The 17225-nt window shown below is 42.7% G+C and carries 11 protein-coding genes and 1 pseudogene; 4 read left to right on the top strand and 8 right to left on the bottom strand.

Annotation, left to right across the window (positions count from 1 at the left end):
* Positions 1-264: 264 nt before the first annotated feature.
* From ACM0OX_RS31990 to ACM0OX_RS31980, 3 genes are all read right to left on the bottom strand, one after another.
* Positions 265-534: a hypothetical protein gene (locus ACM0OX_RS31990; RefSeq protein ID WP_414518995.1), complete on the bottom strand. Its 270-nt coding sequence runs from the start codon at positions 532-534 to the stop codon at positions 265-267.
* Positions 535-764: 230 nt separating this feature from the next.
* Complete coding sequence (locus ACM0OX_RS31985) at positions 765-1976, bottom strand: aminotransferase class I/II-fold pyridoxal phosphate-dependent enzyme (RefSeq protein WP_414518994.1); 1212 nt, start codon at positions 1974-1976, stop codon at positions 765-767.
* 140 nt (positions 1977-2116) lie between these two features.
* Positions 2117-3382, bottom strand: coding sequence for an AIPR family protein (locus tag ACM0OX_RS31980; RefSeq protein ID WP_414518993.1), 1266 nt, complete (start codon positions 3380-3382; stop codon positions 2117-2119).
* 187 nt (positions 3383-3569) lie between these two features.
* Here ACM0OX_RS31980 and ACM0OX_RS31975 point away from each other — a divergent pair, with 187 nt between their 5' ends.
* On the top strand, positions 3570-4715 hold the full coding sequence (locus ACM0OX_RS31975; protein ID WP_414518992.1) for a SpoIID/LytB domain-containing protein: 1146 nt from the start codon (positions 3570-3572) through the stop codon (positions 4713-4715).
* Positions 4716-4722: 7 nt separating this feature from the next.
* Here the strand turns inward: ACM0OX_RS31975 and ACM0OX_RS31970 are convergent, their stop codons facing one another.
* Entirely contained in the window at positions 4723-5751 is a 1029-nt protein-coding gene (locus ACM0OX_RS31970; protein ID WP_414518991.1) for a serine hydrolase, read from the bottom strand.
* A gap of 573 nt (positions 5752-6324) precedes the next feature.
* On the opposite strand from ACM0OX_RS31970, the gene ACM0OX_RS31965 reads away from it, so the two are divergent.
* Positions 6325-7233, top strand: a complete 909-nt coding sequence (locus tag ACM0OX_RS31965; protein ID WP_414518990.1) for a polysaccharide deacetylase family protein — start codon at positions 6325-6327, stop codon at positions 7231-7233.
* Positions 7234-7558: 325 nt separating this feature from the next.
* Here the strand turns inward: ACM0OX_RS31965 and ACM0OX_RS31960 are convergent, their stop codons facing one another.
* The 3 genes from ACM0OX_RS31960 to ACM0OX_RS31950 all read right to left on the bottom strand — a co-directional run bounded on the left by ACM0OX_RS31960 (position 7559) and on the right by ACM0OX_RS31950 (position 11291).
* Positions 7559-9274, bottom strand: coding sequence for a SulP family inorganic anion transporter (locus ACM0OX_RS31960; protein WP_414518989.1), 1716 nt, complete (start codon positions 9272-9274; stop codon positions 7559-7561).
* A gap of 28 nt (positions 9275-9302) precedes the next feature.
* Positions 9303-10670: a DUF2252 domain-containing protein gene (locus ACM0OX_RS31955; protein ID WP_414518988.1), complete on the bottom strand. Its 1368-nt coding sequence runs from the start codon at positions 10668-10670 to the stop codon at positions 9303-9305.
* A gap of 372 nt (positions 10671-11042) precedes the next feature.
* Positions 11043-11291, bottom strand: a complete 249-nt coding sequence (locus tag ACM0OX_RS31950) for a hypothetical protein (RefSeq protein ID WP_334954140.1) — start codon at positions 11289-11291, stop codon at positions 11043-11045.
* An 88-nt stretch (positions 11292-11379) separates the two neighbouring features.
* Here ACM0OX_RS31950 and ACM0OX_RS31945 point away from each other — a divergent pair, with 88 nt between their 5' ends.
* Positions 11380-11916, top strand: coding sequence for a hypothetical protein (locus ACM0OX_RS31945; RefSeq protein WP_414518987.1), 537 nt, complete (start codon positions 11380-11382; stop codon positions 11914-11916).
* Positions 11917-12117: 201 nt separating this feature from the next.
* Positions 12118-15447 carry a strawberry notch-like NTP hydrolase domain-containing protein gene (locus ACM0OX_RS31940; RefSeq protein WP_414518986.1) on the top strand — a complete coding sequence of 1110 codons (3330 nt, stop codon included), beginning with the start codon at positions 12118-12120 and terminating at the stop codon, positions 15445-15447.
* On the opposite strand, the pseudogene ACM0OX_RS31935 reads toward ACM0OX_RS31940, so the two are convergent.
* Positions 15425-17173, bottom strand: a pseudogene (locus ACM0OX_RS31935) (Tn3 family transposase); the annotation flags it as partial. The gene ACM0OX_RS31940 and the pseudogene ACM0OX_RS31935 sit on opposite strands and share 23 nt — an antisense overlap.
* Positions 17174-17225 lie beyond the last annotated feature (52 nt).

Here is a 17225-nt window from a genome sequence, read left to right as displayed (position 1 = left end):
GATTAACTCAGCCCTGCTGGGTCATTTTGTATGGCTTAGTCTAAACTCCAGTAGAGAACTTCCTGGATTGAAATCCAAACTCACAGAGATTTGTGATCCCGCAGAGATTGAATATGCCTTTACTCAAGGGTTTGGCAAGCTTGCTAAGATCATGTTCCGGTTAAGTTGATTCCCAATGTTGGGTCATAATTAACTTGATAATTTTCTAAATATTCATTTGCCTCCTTTGATGCCAACATCCTACCATCGGGGTGTAAGTTGAAATCAACCCCTGGCTTGAAACCTCCAAGAAAATAGTTTTTGAGTCATGCCTGTCGATACATCTTTTACGGCTTGTTGATAACTTTCCTTGCCTACGTATTCTTGCAAGAACCAAACAAAATTTACATACTCTACTTGCACGAGAGCTTCTTTGAGGATTATTGTCTCATCCTCTAATTGTGCTAGGGTTAGGATTTTTTGAATTTCTTGCAGATTTTGACAAGAAATTGCTTTTATCAACTGCTGTTTTAGGAGTTCATTTTGGTTTTTCATTTATCTCAATACTCAACGGCACTTCAGTTGGTAAAACAGATGCGTTCACTGCTGCATTGGGATTAACAAACTTAATTTTTCTTTCCCTTCACTACTTCTTTATAATTTTCTTTTAGTCTCAAAGTTTTGTATCCACATTCAACATTTTCTTGGATCAAACCTATTACTATCATACTTTTAGGATTTTGCGGGTAGATATATGGATACTTCTGTTGCCGTCAATTGATTTTTTATCCAACAGCGTATTGTATAGCTGCTTGAAATTTGGGTAAGGCACGAGAAATCATTTCTTCGCTGGCAGTAAGGGAAATCCGAAAGTAACCGGGTATTTCCTGGGGTGTACCTGGTAAAACAAATACATCGTGACTTGCCAGTAGTTCCGCAAAAGCACAGTCATCTTCCCAAGGAGATCGCACCAACAAAAAGAATGTTCCATCAGGGGTATGCAGTTGATAACCCATGCCTCGCAGCGACGAATCCATCCAATCTCGCTTTTTTTGTAAATGCTCGATATTTATGTTTATTTTTTCCAAGTCGCTTAGAGCATATTGCATTAGCACGCTAGGAAAACACCAACCAAAAGCACTTGCTTGTAACATAGCGATTACTCGCCTTATTTCTTCCCGTCTGGGCATAGTGGAGGGAAGAGCGATATATCCGATACGTTGACCGGGAGCCATTAAGGTTTTACTGTAACCATATACTAAGAAAGAAAATGGGTAAAACTGGGTCGGGCTGGGACAAGATTGGTGATCAAAAACAATGCGGCTGAAGGTTTCATCAGAAATCATGTAAATCACCTTGCCGTATAGTTTAGAAGCCTCAGCTAGTATAGTTGCCAAACCCTCTAGAGTCCTAGCTGAAAAAATCTTACCTGTAGGGTTGTGAGGTGAATTAACAATTATTGCCCGAGTTCGTTCGGTAATTGCTTCAGCGATCGCCTCCAAATTCATCTCGAAGGTGTTGGTATCTACAGGCACACCCACCGGAACCGCACCTGTAAAATGCACCATACGCCTATAACCTAACCACGGTGGAGTCAAAATAATTACCTCATCCCCTTCCCCAGCTACTATTTGCAGACAAATCGCCAAACCGACTAGAGTCCCATTAGTCATAAAAATATCTTCAGGCAATATAGAAAGTCCACGTTTCTCCTGAAGAGATGCAGATACAGTAACCCGTGATTCGGGAATATTTCCCTTGTAGCCATACCAACTGGAGTTTTGTGCTACACTCCAACGTTGCAGGGCTTCTACAAACCCTGGAAGTGGCATTTCATGAGCATCACCCAAGGAAAAATCAAGGCTTTCCGGCTCAGTTCGGCGACTCATATAGGTCGCTGAAGCGTAAAATTTACTTATAGGCGTTTGGTAATCTAATTTCTTCAATAACTGTGGTGATATGAAGTGAATTTTGCCTTCATCTGTCGTATCCGGCATAACCCCAGCCTTTGATTGCTATCTGATGCAGGCAGTATAGTCGTAATTGCATACATTAACAACAAGCGATCGCATCTAGATTATCTTCAAGTGCGATCATACTGGCATAGAAATCATCAACCTATCCCACTAATAACCAACTATTTGGGAACAGTAGTTGCGTTGAGTTCATCCCTTTTCCCTTTTCCCCTCTTGCTACTACCTTGTGTCACCTTCGGTTCTTCTTCTTGCTTACTAGAGTTGACCATTTTCATCAAGTGCTGATTTAGATAACTCTGCGCCGAAATGTACAAGCTTTCCCAAATCTCTTGATTGCGGCTGATTTTTGTACCGACTGTATTTCCTGCTGTTTTCTCTGACACCAAGTATTTGCGGAAATAGTTATTCCACAAGTGTTGCAGGAAATCTTCGGCAAATTCGTTAAAAGGAATAATCCATTTATAATCCTTGTCCAAAAATACTCGATAGGACGCAATTATTGGTAATGCCAGGTCAGTTGGCGCACCAAACCCGAATGAATACTTGCTGTCAGGCAACAACGTCGTTTTACGTATATCAATTGATGCTAGGTCGTTAGCACCCTTCCTTCTGGGGTTGCTGATATAGTCTTGGATTATTTCGTAGAGTCTTTGCTCTATCCACAGAGCATGAGTCAAGAGAGGCAGTAAAGCGGTTAATCTTTCCCTTTCTGCGTCTGTGATGTTACTTGGAAGACTCATCCCTGCTGGGTGTTTGGTTCGTTTATTGCCGTCGGGGTTGTATTTATTTCTGTCGAGGCAGTAAAGGAGCTTGAGCAAATGGGTGACATTGCACTGGGCATTTCTGGGAGCGCCGCTTTGGTTTTGATAATAAGCGATGCGGAATTTTCTATCTTCTTTCTGTTCTAACTGGGCTAAATACTGCTTGATGAATTTGTAATCACCCCTAGCGTTGACTTTGGAGCGAGAATCTACTGGCGTTGTCGTGTTGGAGGCCAGGGCTATATCTTTGGCTGATTCTTCAGTCAGCCCGATGTGAATCGTAACTTTTACTCTGGCTTCGGTTAAATTGTAGTTGTAATTTTTCGCTTGCTCAAAAGCTAAAACTGTATGCCCCCCGTTAATAATCCCATCACTACCTCCCTCGTTAGCTTCTAAGACTTCTAGCTCCAGTTCAGTTTTGTTCTTGACAGGCTTAACTTTATTGGCTGACAGAACGATTCCGCTATGACGAGAGAAGAATTTTGCAGGTTCGGTTGTCAGTGAATCGAACATTTGTCTGTAGGTCGCGCTTTTGCGGTTCGGTTCGCGGATGTTCGGTTCTAGCGGCAGGTCTATCGGGAAGCTGTCTACATGGGCGGTGGCGATGATGCAATTGGGGTTGGCTTGAAAATAGTTATCTATTTTTAGATTCCAAGTCTTGGGCATAGTTTGTTTTTAGCCGAGCGTCAAATTTCATGTTAACCCTACTATTGAGCTACAGATACCGGATTTATCTGGAGGGACGAATAAAAAATATATGAAATTGCCTAAGAAGAGTACATCAAATATACGCAAACTACGGTATTAGAGATAACATTGGATAGAAATTGAAAACTCTTTTTAAATGTATTACATGAAATGCCAATTGTTATTAAAAACTTTATTTACACAGATAAAAGTAGGTCATTGGTGGGTAAGTGCTTTATTATGGATGAGTTTAGCTACCCCAAGTCAAGCATCTGTAATACTGCGAATAGCAATCGAGAGGGGTGTTAATCAGGTAACAGTTGGCAGTTCTACAACTGCGTTGGTTAAAGATAGTGCTGGCCATACTCTCGGACAATTACCAGCAATGAGTTCATTTTATGCCTCTTCAGTTCCAGGCGGTGTGGCTTTAGATAAATGGCAGTCTGGTTTATTTTGGATTGAACCCACAGGTAATGGATTCGTTTACATTGGCGAACACTGGTATCGAGGCAGAACTCTTGTTGTACCAACAGAGAAAGGACTAACCGCCGTTAACTGGGTTGATGACCAAGAGTATCTCTACAGTGTTGTTGGTGGCGAAATGGATACTGAGTGGCCTGCTGAAGCTTTGAAAGCACAAGCAGTTGCCGCCCGGACTTTTGCTTTCTATGAGCGAGAAAAACAGCGCAATAATCCTGTTTACGATTTAGGTGATAGTCCAGATCACTGGCAAAATTATAAAGGAGTAATCAATGAAACTCCTAGTACTTATGCCGCCGTCGATGCTACTGATAAACAGGTACTCACTTATAAAGACAGTATTATTCTCTCAGTTTTTCATGATTGTTCTGGAGGACATACTGAAAATGTTGAAGATGTTTGGGGAAGCCACGAGCCTTACCTGCGTGCTGTTGAAGATTACGATCAAAATGTTAGCGAGTGCAAATGGGTAAAAACTTTCTCCCAAAGAGAAATTAGCGCTCTTGTTTCTAGTGTCGGCAATGTTTTAGATATGATTGCACAAACCTACTCACCTTTTGGTAGTGTTAAAGCCTTAAAAATCGTTGGTGATAAAGCAACCATTGTACTGCGTGGCGAAAAAGTACGTACAGCCCTCAAAATTAAAAGTACCCACTTTATCCTTACCAAAGCAGCAAATGGTAGTTTTGTACTTCTTGGACTTGGCTTTGGTCATGCTTTAGGTATGAGTCAATGGGGGGCATACAATTTAGCGAAAAGAGGAGTAAACTATCTGCAAATTTTAGGGCATTATTATCAAGGTGTAGCTTTAAGTACAATTAACCCTAAGTAAAATGAAATTAATATTTCTGGGATAATTTTGGTTGATCTAGATACTGATAAACTATCCGCGAAACTTGGCGTACAAATTCCCTTCCTCGCTCATCATCATGGGGTCTAATCACAAAAATACCTGCCAAGTAATGCTTTCCATTTGGCAAACTAATAATTCCTGCATCCCCAACCAAAAATCCAATATCTCCAGTTTTATGAGCAATAGTTCCACCTTTACCCACACCAGCTGCCAGCAACTTATTATTATGACAATGACGTAATACATCTATTACTTGGAACTGACTATCCTCTGAAATCAACTTATGTTGGTCAACTAAGGCTGACAACCTGACTAAATCTGCCGGACTAGTGGTGTTAGTACCTTTAAAGTCTCCTAACATATTGCGAATTACTGTGTTTTTTAGTCCCCAAGTGTGGAAACGCTGATTGAGTTTTGCTTTTGTGCCTAGACGATCGATAATCATGTTACTAGCAGTATTATCACTAATCGTAATCATTTTGTTAACAGTTTCCATTACACTCAGTTTGATTCCTGCTCGTTTATACTGTAAGTCACCGGAACCACTCGCTACTAAGTCACGCCGCATCACTAGCTTTTCATCAAGTTTGATTTTACCCGCATCTACTTGTTCAAATAAAGCAATTAAAATTGGATATTTAATAGTACTAGCTGCCGGAAATACTTTTTCGCCATCAATATTCAAATAATTTCCTGTTTCTACATCTAAGAAAAACATTCCCGGTTTGAGAAAACTGTAATGAGCCATTAATGCTCTAACTTGAGACTTTAATTCTGGCATCTCTTTGCCTAATGGGATGATTCCACCAAATAAAGAAGGCTCGTTTATATTCGTGAAAATCTCTGGTTGCTTGAGTTGAGGAATCAAATTTCTCTGTATACTGACTCTGCTTGGATAGTTAGCCAATAAATAATTCCAATCCTTTGCTGACTCTAAATGACTCCGATTATCATCAAATATTTGAGATTTGATATCAGCCGCTAAACTGGGTGATGTTATTAATACAGTACTCATAATAGTTAGGAGAAAATTGCGTAATCTCATGGAGTTATTTTCAGGATAAACTTATTTATTCGGTGGTTTTTTGGATTGATGCAGAACATCTATAACCTACTTGCTAAAACATAGTAAGATTAGTTTGCAATGTCAGTCTTAATAAAGACTCTACTGGTAGTCAAATAGAATTACTATGTTCTGGATTTGCTAGATTACTCATTGACAGCTAATCTGAATTGATGATTCCAAGATTATTACATACTTAGTTGATAGAAATATTACAAGGTGATGACGAAAGTGTGTTTATTTAGATAATTGTATTGAAACCCAAGCAAATCCATTCTATAAAGTACAGGTTTTCTAAATATGAACAAGAGAATCTAACACGAATAGTGGATTGACTAGGGCAGAGTGTTTATCAGGGTCTTTAACAGAATCAATCTTAACCTAGTAAATTGGACAATAAGCAATCGCACTCTTGGCAATACATAAATAGATAGCTATACTTTCTCTGAAGACAAGCAGATAAAAATTCTAACTTCCGATCAGCACGATGACTGATTATTTGACTATTTTTTTAGGTATTTTTACGTGATTAATAATAAGCAGAGTCTTTGGACTCCAGGGAAATTAGTTGGGCTGCTTATCTTATGTGGTGGTTTTAGTCTGAGTTTAATCATCTTGAGCAAAATAAATCGTTTTCAGTTGGAATCAAAACAGACTCTAAATGTAAATAATGTAGCGGCAAATGTCGTCACTCAACAACGAGTTGAGGAATTCAAGACAGCGATGCTTAAAAGCTGGCAGGAGGAAGCACAAGTAAAGGGTTTTTCTGACTCTATTCCATCAAGTTTTCAAGGTGCGATAATTGAATCAGCAAAACTCTCTCCCGAACGGAAAGTCATTGCTCTCACCTTTGATGATGGACCCTGGCCTGAAAGTACAGCACAAGTGTTAGATATCCTGAAAAAAAATCAGATCAAAGGGACATTTTTTGTGGTTGGAGAGAATGTCAAAAATTTTCCCAACTTACTCAAGCAGGAAATTGCTGAAGGTCATGTGATTGGCAACCACACTTGGCATCATTGGTATCAATTCTTGAATCCACAAGCTGCTGCTTATGAAATTGACCACACCGAAGATATTATTTTTAAAACTACAGGCTTAAAAACAAATTTATTTCGACCACCCGGAGGAGTGATGCATAATGGCGTAGTTGACTACGCTAGAAATAGTAAATACGCTATTATTTTGTGGTCATCTGACTCTGTAGACTATTCCCGTCCTGCTGTTCCCAAATTAATCGGCAATGTATTCAGAGAGGCAAAACCTGGTGGAATTGTATTGATGCATGATGGTGGTGGTAATCGTTCTAGGACTGTACAGGCTTTACCAGAAATTATTGCCAATTTTCGCAATCAGGGCTATCGCTTTGTCATCATCCCCGAACTCTTACAAATTCAAGATAAAAACCAAAAATTCATCGTAAATAAAAAATAAAGTAACCTTGCTTCTTTATTCAAATTGTATAATTACTTCTTATCTTGGTAGTAATTCAAGCAAAATTAGAGCTTTAATCAAGTTATTATATAGCCGAGCCGCCCTAGTTAGTTTTTCTCAGGTCGGTTTCGTAGAGGTGCAGTTCGTCCATCATAAAACTGCCTTTGGAGATTGCTCAGTTCTATCCATACGACTTCAAAAATTAAGCTCTTTCTCAAGCATTTTTGATGTTTTTTTATCTTGATTACCAACTATTAGCTTAATTTTACCTAGTAGTCTGACCATTAGTCGCTCATAAGCGACCGCACAGTGACTTGTAATTCCTTTAAGTTGATTGTTCGTTACCAACTTCGTGGAAAGCCACCAATGCCTCTTCTAAGTGGTTAAAAAACCGATTAGCTCCGATTAAATCTGTCAGCCCGTCCCGCTCGAACTGGACTTTTACCTCCGGCGACAGACCGGACACGACAAAAGTTACGTTCTGAAGGGATAATTCCTTGACGACATCCCGAATCGTTTGCGATGCAGAGTAGTCGATTTCAGTAATTGCTCTGGACTCCAGAATAAACCACCGCACGGGTGATTCCGCATTTTTCACGAGATTTTGCACCTCCTCTGAAAAGAAGCTGGCGTTAGCATAAAACAAGTCTCTACTAAACCGATAAACGATCAGACCAGATGCTGATACACTGCCGATACGTACAGGAATCGGCTGCCATAATCTCTGAGCATCGGGAATAATGATGGCTGAATGCGGTCGGTAACTATGACGCACATGCAAAATCAGCGACAAAATAATTGCTAAAACAATGCCCTCTTTAACACCGATAAAAACAACTGTAGCAGTAGTAACGAGCGCAAGATAAAACTCCTCACGATGGGTCGAAAATATTGCCCGCATCCCCTGAATGTCAATCAATTTTAATCCAATCAAAAATACAATTGCTGCTAAAACCGCATTCGGCAAATAGCTAATTGGTTGAGTGAAGAAGAGGATGACTATTAACACCACTGCTACTGTAGTCAGTTGAGCTACTTGGCTTTGTCCTCCTGCTGTGTCAACAATTTCAGTTTTGGTCGGGCTACCATTCACCACAAAGGTTCCACTCACCCCCGCCGCCAGATTCGCCAGAGCTAGACCCTCAAGGTCAATATTTTCTTTAAAATCCTCGTTGTATCGGAAGGCGTAAGCGCGTGAGGTCGCTGCACTTTGGGCAATAATGACGATACAGCACGATAGGGCAATGCCAAATAATTGTGGAATTTCACTCAGAGCAACAGTTGGCAATCCAAAGGATGGCAGTCCGCTAGGGATAGATCCAACTACCATAACACCATGACTGGCAAAGTTAAACAGCCAACTGGCAATAATTGCTACTATTACAGCCAGCAACGCACCTGGAAATTTTGGAAGCAATCTGTCGCATAGTTTAATGGTAATCAAGACCGCTAGAGAAATAGCGATCGCTAATGGGTTAGCATGGGGCAGACCTTCAAAGGTATTAATGATTTGCTGGATTGGATTATTCCCCCCGCCTTTTAAATCCAACAATCCAGCTAATTGACCGATCGCTACTTGAATTCCTACCCCAGTCAAGAAACCTACCAACACGGTACGCGACAGAAAATCCGCTAAGAAACCCAGTCTAAACAGGCGTGCTAACAGTAAAAGTCCAGCTACTAAAATGGCAACTAATTCTGAATACGCTAAATATTGGGAACTCCCCAACGCTGCCAAGCCTGATAGCCCAGCCGCCAGGATTGCAGCTGTTGCAGAGTCGGCTGCGACCACTAAATGGCGAGAAGATCCAAAGAGCGCAAACGCCAAGGCTGGAAGAATAAGTGTATAAAGACCTGTGGCAATGGGCGTTCCGGCAATCTTTGTGTATCCCATGACTTCAGGAATGCCCAGTGCTGCTAGCACAATACCCGCAACGATATCATTCCCAATTGTGGCTCCTGTCAAAGGTAAAATTCCCTGAAACAGGCGAAATCGCTTTTTACTTGGATGCTGGGCTGTATTTGCGTTCAATTTCTTCATTATTTCGGATTGAAATCCTTGTCCAAAATTATTCCTCGATTGCCTTAATCTGCCCTGCCGCAACTGCATCAGCTAGTGCTTTGTAATCCTCCTCGGTCTGATCGGCGTAGGCTACTGCAAAATTAGCGATCGCCCGCTCAAATGTGTCACTTTGACCGAGATAACCACTAATAATGAATCGATTCTCCGAACGGGCATGACTCCGCGTCAGTGCCCAACCACATAAATGGGAGTAGCCCCTCAAATCCGTCTCCGACATTCCTTCAATCTCGACGGAAGTTTTCATATCTCTGAGTTGTCGTAGGTAGAAGTCATGCCCACTATCGCCTTTTGTCCAGCCCAGGAAGATATCGCTTGCTTCTTGCATCAGATGCTGTCCTGCTACAACCCGTTGGGCATGGTTCTCATAACTACTTTTCCCGGCATAGGGTTCCAGTACTGAAGCACGAGCTTCTTTAATTTGTAGAAATAAAGGGTCATTATCCCCTGTCACCAGCAGGGCAACACCACAGCGTGTACCGACACTGCCAACACCCACTACCTTCATTGCTACATCAACAATCTGATATTGGTCTAGTAAAATACGGGAATCTTCACGTAGGGTTTTCCGATATTTATGAAAAACGGATAACATCTCTGATGCTTGCGGATCTCCAGGTGACGGATGGAATAATAAGGGAGGATTGTCAATAAAACGGCGCTGTCCTTTCACCGTTTCAGTTAATTTGTGCAGATCCAAAACAGGGTTGAACGCCCTTGCTTTTTTCACTTCACTTTTGACAATATTTAGTTCTTTAGTGTGAGTAGTAAAGGTGAGTAGCGATTCCACCCCAATGTGGGCATACCATACCTCCAGAGCAGTCATTTGGGCGTACTCATTTATATGTTCTCGGTAAGACTGCACAGATGCCATCGCTGCTGCCCGACTGATTTTGTCTCTTAGTTTGAGGTATCTACCTGCCACCACAATGCTTGTAGCTAAACGCTTAACATCCCATTCCCAAGGGGCTGAAAGGGTTTCGTCGAAGTCATTGACATCAAAGACGAGGTTTCTCTCTGGTGTACCGTATCCACCAAAGTTGGACAAATGGCAGTCTCCACAAGTCTGTACTTTGATTCCAGTCTTGGGAGTTTCGCTCAGATCGGCTGCCATGATATTCGCTGCCCCCCTCAGAAATGCAAAAGGAGATGCCAGCATTCGTCCATACCGCATCGGTACTAATTCCAGCAATCTTCCTTGGTTGGATTCCTCCAGCAGCGCAACTGAGTCAGGACGATTGGGGGCAGGTTTCCACTCTTCATGGCTAGATCGCGGCACTCGATCCCGTAGGGCTTTTCCCATCGCGCTACCTTCAGCACGAGAGAGCCACTGTGAAGATAAGTTCTGATTTTGCATTTAGGGTTGACCCATCAGTGAGAGGTTAAAGCTATCTAGCTCTTGTCAATAAGTAATAGTAATTGATTGATATTATCTAGAATATTGGGTTCGTCAACAAAATTTTTAAGTTAGCGATACCGAACTAACAGCCTGTCTCCACTGGGGTTTAGACTAGATTTTCAACTGCTATATAGCGGGAGAAGGTGCATTGCTCCTCCCCCTCTACCCATACACGATTATCATTCTTATTAAGGGGATTTTGAGTCTTTTAACTGATTGATAACTTTATCTTAATCTATCACAGATGTAACTATATCTACTTTCTAGACTCTTACTCTTTTTAGTAATGCATAGCCAAAAGGCGATTGCTCAAAACCCTGAGACAACAAATCATCCGGCTATGTCTTTACCACTCAAGTAATTCATAGCTCTGGGTTTTCTTTTTTTGAGAGGGACTACTGATTTCTTGGGTGCTTGTGGCGGACGGCATTTCTCACAGTAGAGCGGTCGCACACCAAAAGTTTCTCGTTGTGTGGGTTGTTCGCACTGCTTACATACGAAGTTGAAAACACGGGTATGAATTTCCCGCTTGTGCGCTCTGACAGTGTACTCTCTGACTTGGATTTCTTTGCTTGCCATTGCTTATTGCAATTAGTAACTTTTTGGATCTTAGCCTTTGCTAAGAAGATTTCAATGCTCTGGGTAAACATAATCACCCGTTTTGTGAATGGGAATATGGCTACGCCAAAACCAGAGTGAGAGTTGCAACGACCAAACCCAACTGCAACGCCTCACTAGATTGAAAAATCACAAACATTTGGAGTTAATCATGGATATCCAAGCTACTCTCACCCTGACGATCCAAGTAGTCGTTATGAGCTTTGTTGCGCTGATGGTTTTCGATTTCATGAATAGTTTGTGGGTTGTACCCTTACCGCCATTCGGATGGCAACTACCAGTTATTGAACAGCCCACAGTTTTCGCAACAGCATCACAACCTACTCCAAGGGCGATCGCATTTGAGAATATTTCCGACCCTTGGACTTTAGAACTACAATCCCCTGACCATTCTGTTCCCACGCCAGCAGCTATAATCCCTTTGCCCAGACTCCGACTACTCCCACCTGCCAAAGTACAACCGACCAAACCCAAGCGGACTAAAGCAAAATCCTCCACGTCTAAGAAATTCGCCTCAACTAGTACTAAGCACCAGTCCACCAAGCCACGCAAGATAACTGGAAAGTACCAAAAAAATTATAGTTAACCCGTCCTTAGCTCAAACAATTGTAGATTGCCGAGAGGATAAGAGAATTGACGATAGCGACGCGGAAAGCGACTGTGCGTAGCGTCTTTTAGATTTATTCCACCCACTTGACTGCTGGGCTTGTACCAAAAACATTCAATCTCCAATCTTCTCGGTCAAACGGCTACGCCAAACCGAAAGTGATGTATTCATATAATAGATATGGTCAGCCTTATAGCCACGCAAGGAACTCTGTTTGACCTAGAAACAGTTCTGGATTATGGGCAATCAATCCTCAACGCTGCTCAAGAACTCACCAAATCACTGATTGAGCAACGGACTATCTCCACCAGGACAATCCAAGCTCAGATGAATCGCTACTTTCTAGGCACTGCCGCGTCTGGTGTATGGCAATGGAAAGATGCTTACGAGGCAGTGGAAGTAGCGCAAATATTATATCTGCGTCAAAAAGGTTATAAGCTTTTATTAGAGTCGCCGCTAACAGTATTATTGGAATTGGAGAAGTTAGTAGCCCTCTGCCCGACGCATACTCGCCGTAGTGAAGAGTCAGTAAACCTTCAGCAATTCTCCACGCCTCTGCCGCTTGCTTATCTGGTAGCCAAAGCAGGATTTATACAAGCTACTGATTTGATTCTGGAGCCAAGTGCCGGAACTGGTTTATTAGCACAAATGGCTAAACTGCACAGTGCAAGTCTGATGCTAAACGAGCTTGCACCCGATAGAAGTAAGATTCTGCGGCGATTATTCCCTGGCACACCATTATTCTCTGTAAACGCGGAACAAATTAACGACTATCTGGTTGGCAAGACTCAGCCCTCAGTTGTGCTGATGAATCCACCTTTCTCTGCATCTCCCAAAATCAACAGTCGCAACCCCGACGCAACTAAGAGCCACATCAACTCGGCATTGCAAAGACTGGCTGACGGTGGACGGCTGGTAACAATTACTGCTAACTGGTTTTCTCCGGCTAACCCAAGCTGGCGAGAGACTTTTGTTAGGTGGCACTCGGAAGCACGAGTTTTAATGTCGGTCGGGGTTAACGGCAAGGTTTACTCAAAACATGGTACGCAAATTGACACCAGAATCACAGTAATTGACAAGGTTCCGGCTGACTCCAGCGAAATTCCTTGCATTACCGAAACTTTAAATCTGCCTGAAATACTGGCACTGATTCAGCAATTGCCTGGGCGTTCGTCTTTGACGTTGCCGCAGGCATCGCAATGGAATGCTGCAACTATTAAAGCTGCTGTCGTTGCAGCGAAGGTTGTTAAACTGCCAACGAAGCGTACAGCGATCGCTTTACCAAAACCCTCCGCAGAAATTCCAGATGTGGTTATTCTGGAATATGAAGTTGTCGAGTGGTCTGCAAATGATGGACTCAAAGATACTTTATATGAAACCTATCGCCCACAACGAGTCCGAATCAAGGACGCTTTACCTCACCCCTCGCTTCTTTGTGAAAGTGCAGCCCTAGCACTTGTCTCGCCACCAGCACCAACTTACAAACCGCATCTTCCTAGCAACATTATCACACAAGGCTTGTTGTCAGAGGCACAACTTGAAAGCGTGATTTACGCAGGTCAGGCGCACTGTGAATTTCTGTCTGGGTCTTATATTGTTGATGATTCTTGGGATAATGTGACTGTTGCGGCTCAAGGCGAAGAAAATGCTGTAAAATTTCGTCGTGGCTGGTTTCTTGGCGATGGGACAGGTGCGGGGAAAGGAAGACAATGTGCAGGAATCATCCTCGACAACTGGTGTCAGGAACGAAGAAAAGCAATCTGGGTATCCAAAAGTTCTGCCTTAATTGAAGATGCCCGTAGAGACTGGTGTGCTTTAGGAGGTAGTGAAAAAGATATTATCGACCTGGGCAACATCAAACTTGGCGATCCAATTCCCTTCACCCAAGGTATTCTCTTCTGCACATACTCAACTCTACGTTCTCAAAAGAACGGCAAAAGTCGGCTCAAGCAAATTGTTGAATGGGCAGGTAAGGACTTTGAGGGAGCGATCGCCTTTGACGAGTGCCATGCAATGGGCAACGCGATGGCGCAGGAAGGTAAACTCGGTATGGTTGCAGCATCCCAGCAAGGCATTGTTGGGCTGCGGTTGCAAAACGCTTTACCGCAGGCACGGGTTGTCTATGTCTCCGCGACTGGAGCAACTAAAGTCTCAAATCTCTCATACGCCAATCGCCTGGGACTTTGGCAGACTGGGGATTTTCCGTTTACCTCCCGTGAGGATTTTGTAGAATCCATTGAGGGCGGTGGTATCGCCGCGATGGAAGTGGTCGCCAGGGATCTCAAGGCTTTGGGACTCTATCTGGCGCGGAGTCTCTCGTTTGAGGGAGTGGAGTATCAGACTCTCGAAATTGAGTTAACGCCCACGCAGGAACGGAGTTATAACAGCTACTCCGATGCTTTTCAGGTTATTCATAATAATTTAGAAAAAGCGTTAGAAGCTTGTAATATCTCTGGCGCAAAAACGTACAATCGTGCTGCTAAGATGTCTGCCAACTCGCAGTTTGAGTCACACAAGCAAAGATTCTTCAATCATCTGCTGACCGGGATGAAATGCCCTACCCTGATCAAAGCGATTGAGCAGGATCTAGCCCAAGGTCTTGCAATTGTCATTCAAATAGTTTCGACTAATGAAGAACTTTTGAAACGACGACTTGATGAAGTTCCTGCTTCGGAATGGAAGGATCTCAATCTTGACTTGACCCCACGAGAATATGTCATGGACTACTTGATGAGTGCGTTTCCTGTTCATCTCCATTCCATCCATTCAACCGTTGATGGAGAAGAAAAATCCGAGCCGGTCTTTGACGCTGATGGCTCTCCAGTTATTTCACAAGAAGCTGTAGCTTTGAGAGATGCCTTAGTCGATAAGTTAGCATGTCTTGATCCCATCCCCGGCGCATTAGAACAATTGCTGTGGCATTTTGGTCACAAGCAAGTGGCTGAGGTAACTGGTCGCAGTAAGCGAGTTCTCAAAGATGAATCTGGACGTTTGTTTGTTGATTCACGCGGTGCTGGCGCGAATATTGCTGAAACTGCTGCGTTTATGCAGGGAGACAAACAAATCCTCATTTTCAGTGACGCTGGCGGGACAGGCAGAAGTTATCATGCCGATTTAAACGCTGCGAATCGTAAAAGGCGATCGCACTACCTGCTTGAAGCCGGATGGAGAGCAGACAACGCAATCCAAGGACTTGGGCGATCGCATCGCACAAACCAAGCATCAGCACCCGTGTTCAGACCTGTTACCACTAATGTCATCGGTGAACGCCGCTTTATCTCAACCATTGCTCGAAGGCTCGATAGCTTGGGCGCTCTTACTCGTGGTCAACGGCAGACGGGTGGCAATGGGATATTTGAGGCTAAGGATAACCTTGAATCTCAGTATGCAGAGTATGCCTTGTACGAACTGTTCAAGCAAATAGGCATCACCGTGCCAAAACGGGAAAATTGTACGCTAAGGCTGAAACCATTATCACCTAAGCATTTCAGCGATACTTATTTTCTTTAACCCGCAAAGGACGCAACTGGTCAAAACTGGTCGCCTGTTTCAAATTCCAGACATAATCACCAGTGAGATTGATATGCTCCCAACCCAACGGTGACAAATGTTGCAAATGTTCTTCAGGAATATTCATCCCTTGTTCCTGCAAATAATCCACGGCTTTTTCTAAGTACACCGTATTCCACAGAACAATAGCAGCAATCACCAAATTCAACCCACTAGCCCGATAAAACTGGTCTTCATAAGAGCGATCGCGAATCTCACCCAGACGATTAAAAAACACCACCCTTTTCAGAGTATGTTTGGCCTCACCCTTGTTTAGACCCGCTGTAGCCCGTCGCCGCAGTTCTGGACTCTGCAACCAGGAGAGAGTAAACAAAGTCCGCTCAATTCTTCCCAACTCCCGCAAAGCTAGAGCTAAACGATTCTGCCGAGGATAGGAAGCTAATTTCCTTAACATCAAAGAAGCAGTCACCGTCCCCGTCCGAATTGAACTAGCAAGGCGTAGAATTTCATCCCAAGATTCCTGAATTAATTTCACATTAATCTTGTCACCGAGGAGGGGTGCCAAAGGCGAAACAGGAGAACTAGGTTCAAAAGTATACAATTTCTTATCAGGTAAATCGCGCATTCGAGGTGCAAATCTAAATCCCAGCAAATGGCACATTGCGAAGACATGCTCGGTATAGCCACTTGTATCCGTATAATGCTCCTGAATCTGTAAATCACTCTCGTGATACAACAAACCATCCAAAACGTGAGTTGCATCCCTAATCGTGGCGTTAATTACCTTAACGTGAAAAGGGGCATACTGGTCGGAAATATGCGTGTAAAAAATCACGCTTCTATCCTTACCATACTTGGCATTGATCTCTTCATTAAAACTGCGATGTCCGCCTGCTTTAAAGCGTTGACCATCAGAAGAAGATGTTGTGCCATCACCCCAATAAGCAGCAAATGGTATCTGTGCATGAAAATTTACTACCTCAGCTAAAGCCTTGGAATAAGTTTCATCCCGAATATACCAATCCGCCACCCAAGCTAAACGCTCAAAGGACATTCCTTGAGTTGCGTCAGCCATCCGCGTTAAACCTAAATTAATACCATCAGCAAGCAGGGCACTTAACAAAACAACTTTATCGGATACTTGTTCTCCTGAATGTAAATGCGTAAAATGCTTAGTAAATTGTGTCCAAGAATCAACTTCTACCAACAAATCGGTCAACTTAATTCTTGGCAGTAAACTATGAACTTTTCTGCTGAATTCATCAACCTCCTTTGGGACAGTATTGGTGAGAGGAGTGATAATTAATAGCTCGTTTTCTATCCTGACATCAACCAGCTTATTCTCTACAATCATTGAAGAAACAAGCGCTAATTGTTCAGACAATTCAAGTGAGCGTTGTTCAATATAGGTAGTAAAATCCGTTGCTACTGCTACAGGTATAGTGTTAGAAGAACGCATTGACTGCCATGAGCTATCCGGTAACAGATAATCCTCAAAATCTTGGAACTGTTTCGAGCCTGCTACCCAAATATCCCCAGAACGCAAACCACTACGTAACTCAGCTAAAGCACACATCTCATAGTAGTGACGGTCAATAGTATCGTCCTTAATTACGTGTTTTAACCAACGAGGTTTAACGAAACTAGTGTCCGTAGATTCCGGCACTTTTCGACCTCCTGATATATTTAATTCTTTAATGACCTCCAAAGCTTTTATCACTGCTAAGTAGGTGGGCGGAAAAATTTACAACTGTGTAACGAAAAGTTAAGTAGAAGAT

It is taken from the genome of Nostoc sp. PCC 9305 (assembly GCF_963920915.1).
GTDB lineage: Bacteria > Cyanobacteriota > Cyanobacteriia > Cyanobacteriales > Nostocaceae > Nostoc.
This window is presented reverse-complemented; position numbering and strand designations above follow the sequence as displayed.

Excerpts from the sequence above, each read along its gene's own strand:
- ACM0OX_RS31980 (WP_414518993.1), bottom strand. The coding sequence starts at position 3,382 with ATGCCCAAGACTTGGAATCTAAAAATAGATAACTATTTTCAAGCCAAC.
- ACM0OX_RS31975 (WP_414518992.1), top strand. The coding sequence starts at position 3,570 with ATGAAATGCCAATTGTTATTAAAAACTTTATTTACACAGATAAAAGTA.
- ACM0OX_RS31985 (WP_414518994.1), bottom strand. The coding sequence starts at position 1,976 with ATGCCGGATACGACAGATGAAGGCAAAATTCACTTCATATCACCACAG.
- ACM0OX_RS31960 (WP_414518989.1), bottom strand. The coding sequence starts at position 9,274 with ATGAAGAAATTGAACGCAAATACAGCCCAGCATCCAAGTAAAAAGCGA.
- ACM0OX_RS31945 (WP_414518987.1), top strand. The coding sequence starts at position 11,380 with ATGGGAATATGGCTACGCCAAAACCAGAGTGAGAGTTGCAACGACCAA.
- ACM0OX_RS31970 (WP_414518991.1), bottom strand. The coding sequence starts at position 5,751 with ATGAGTACTGTATTAATAACATCACCCAGTTTAGCGGCTGATATCAAA.
- ACM0OX_RS31990 (WP_414518995.1), bottom strand. The coding sequence starts at position 534 with ATGAAAAACCAAAATGAACTCCTAAAACAGCAGTTGATAAAAGCAATT.
- ACM0OX_RS31940 (WP_414518986.1), top strand. The coding sequence starts at position 12,118 with ATGGTCAGCCTTATAGCCACGCAAGGAACTCTGTTTGACCTAGAAACA.
- ACM0OX_RS31955 (WP_414518988.1), bottom strand. The coding sequence starts at position 10,670 with ATGCAAAATCAGAACTTATCTTCACAGTGGCTCTCTCGTGCTGAAGGT.
- ACM0OX_RS31950 (WP_334954140.1), bottom strand. The coding sequence starts at position 11,291 with ATGGCAAGCAAAGAAATCCAAGTCAGAGAGTACACTGTCAGAGCGCAC.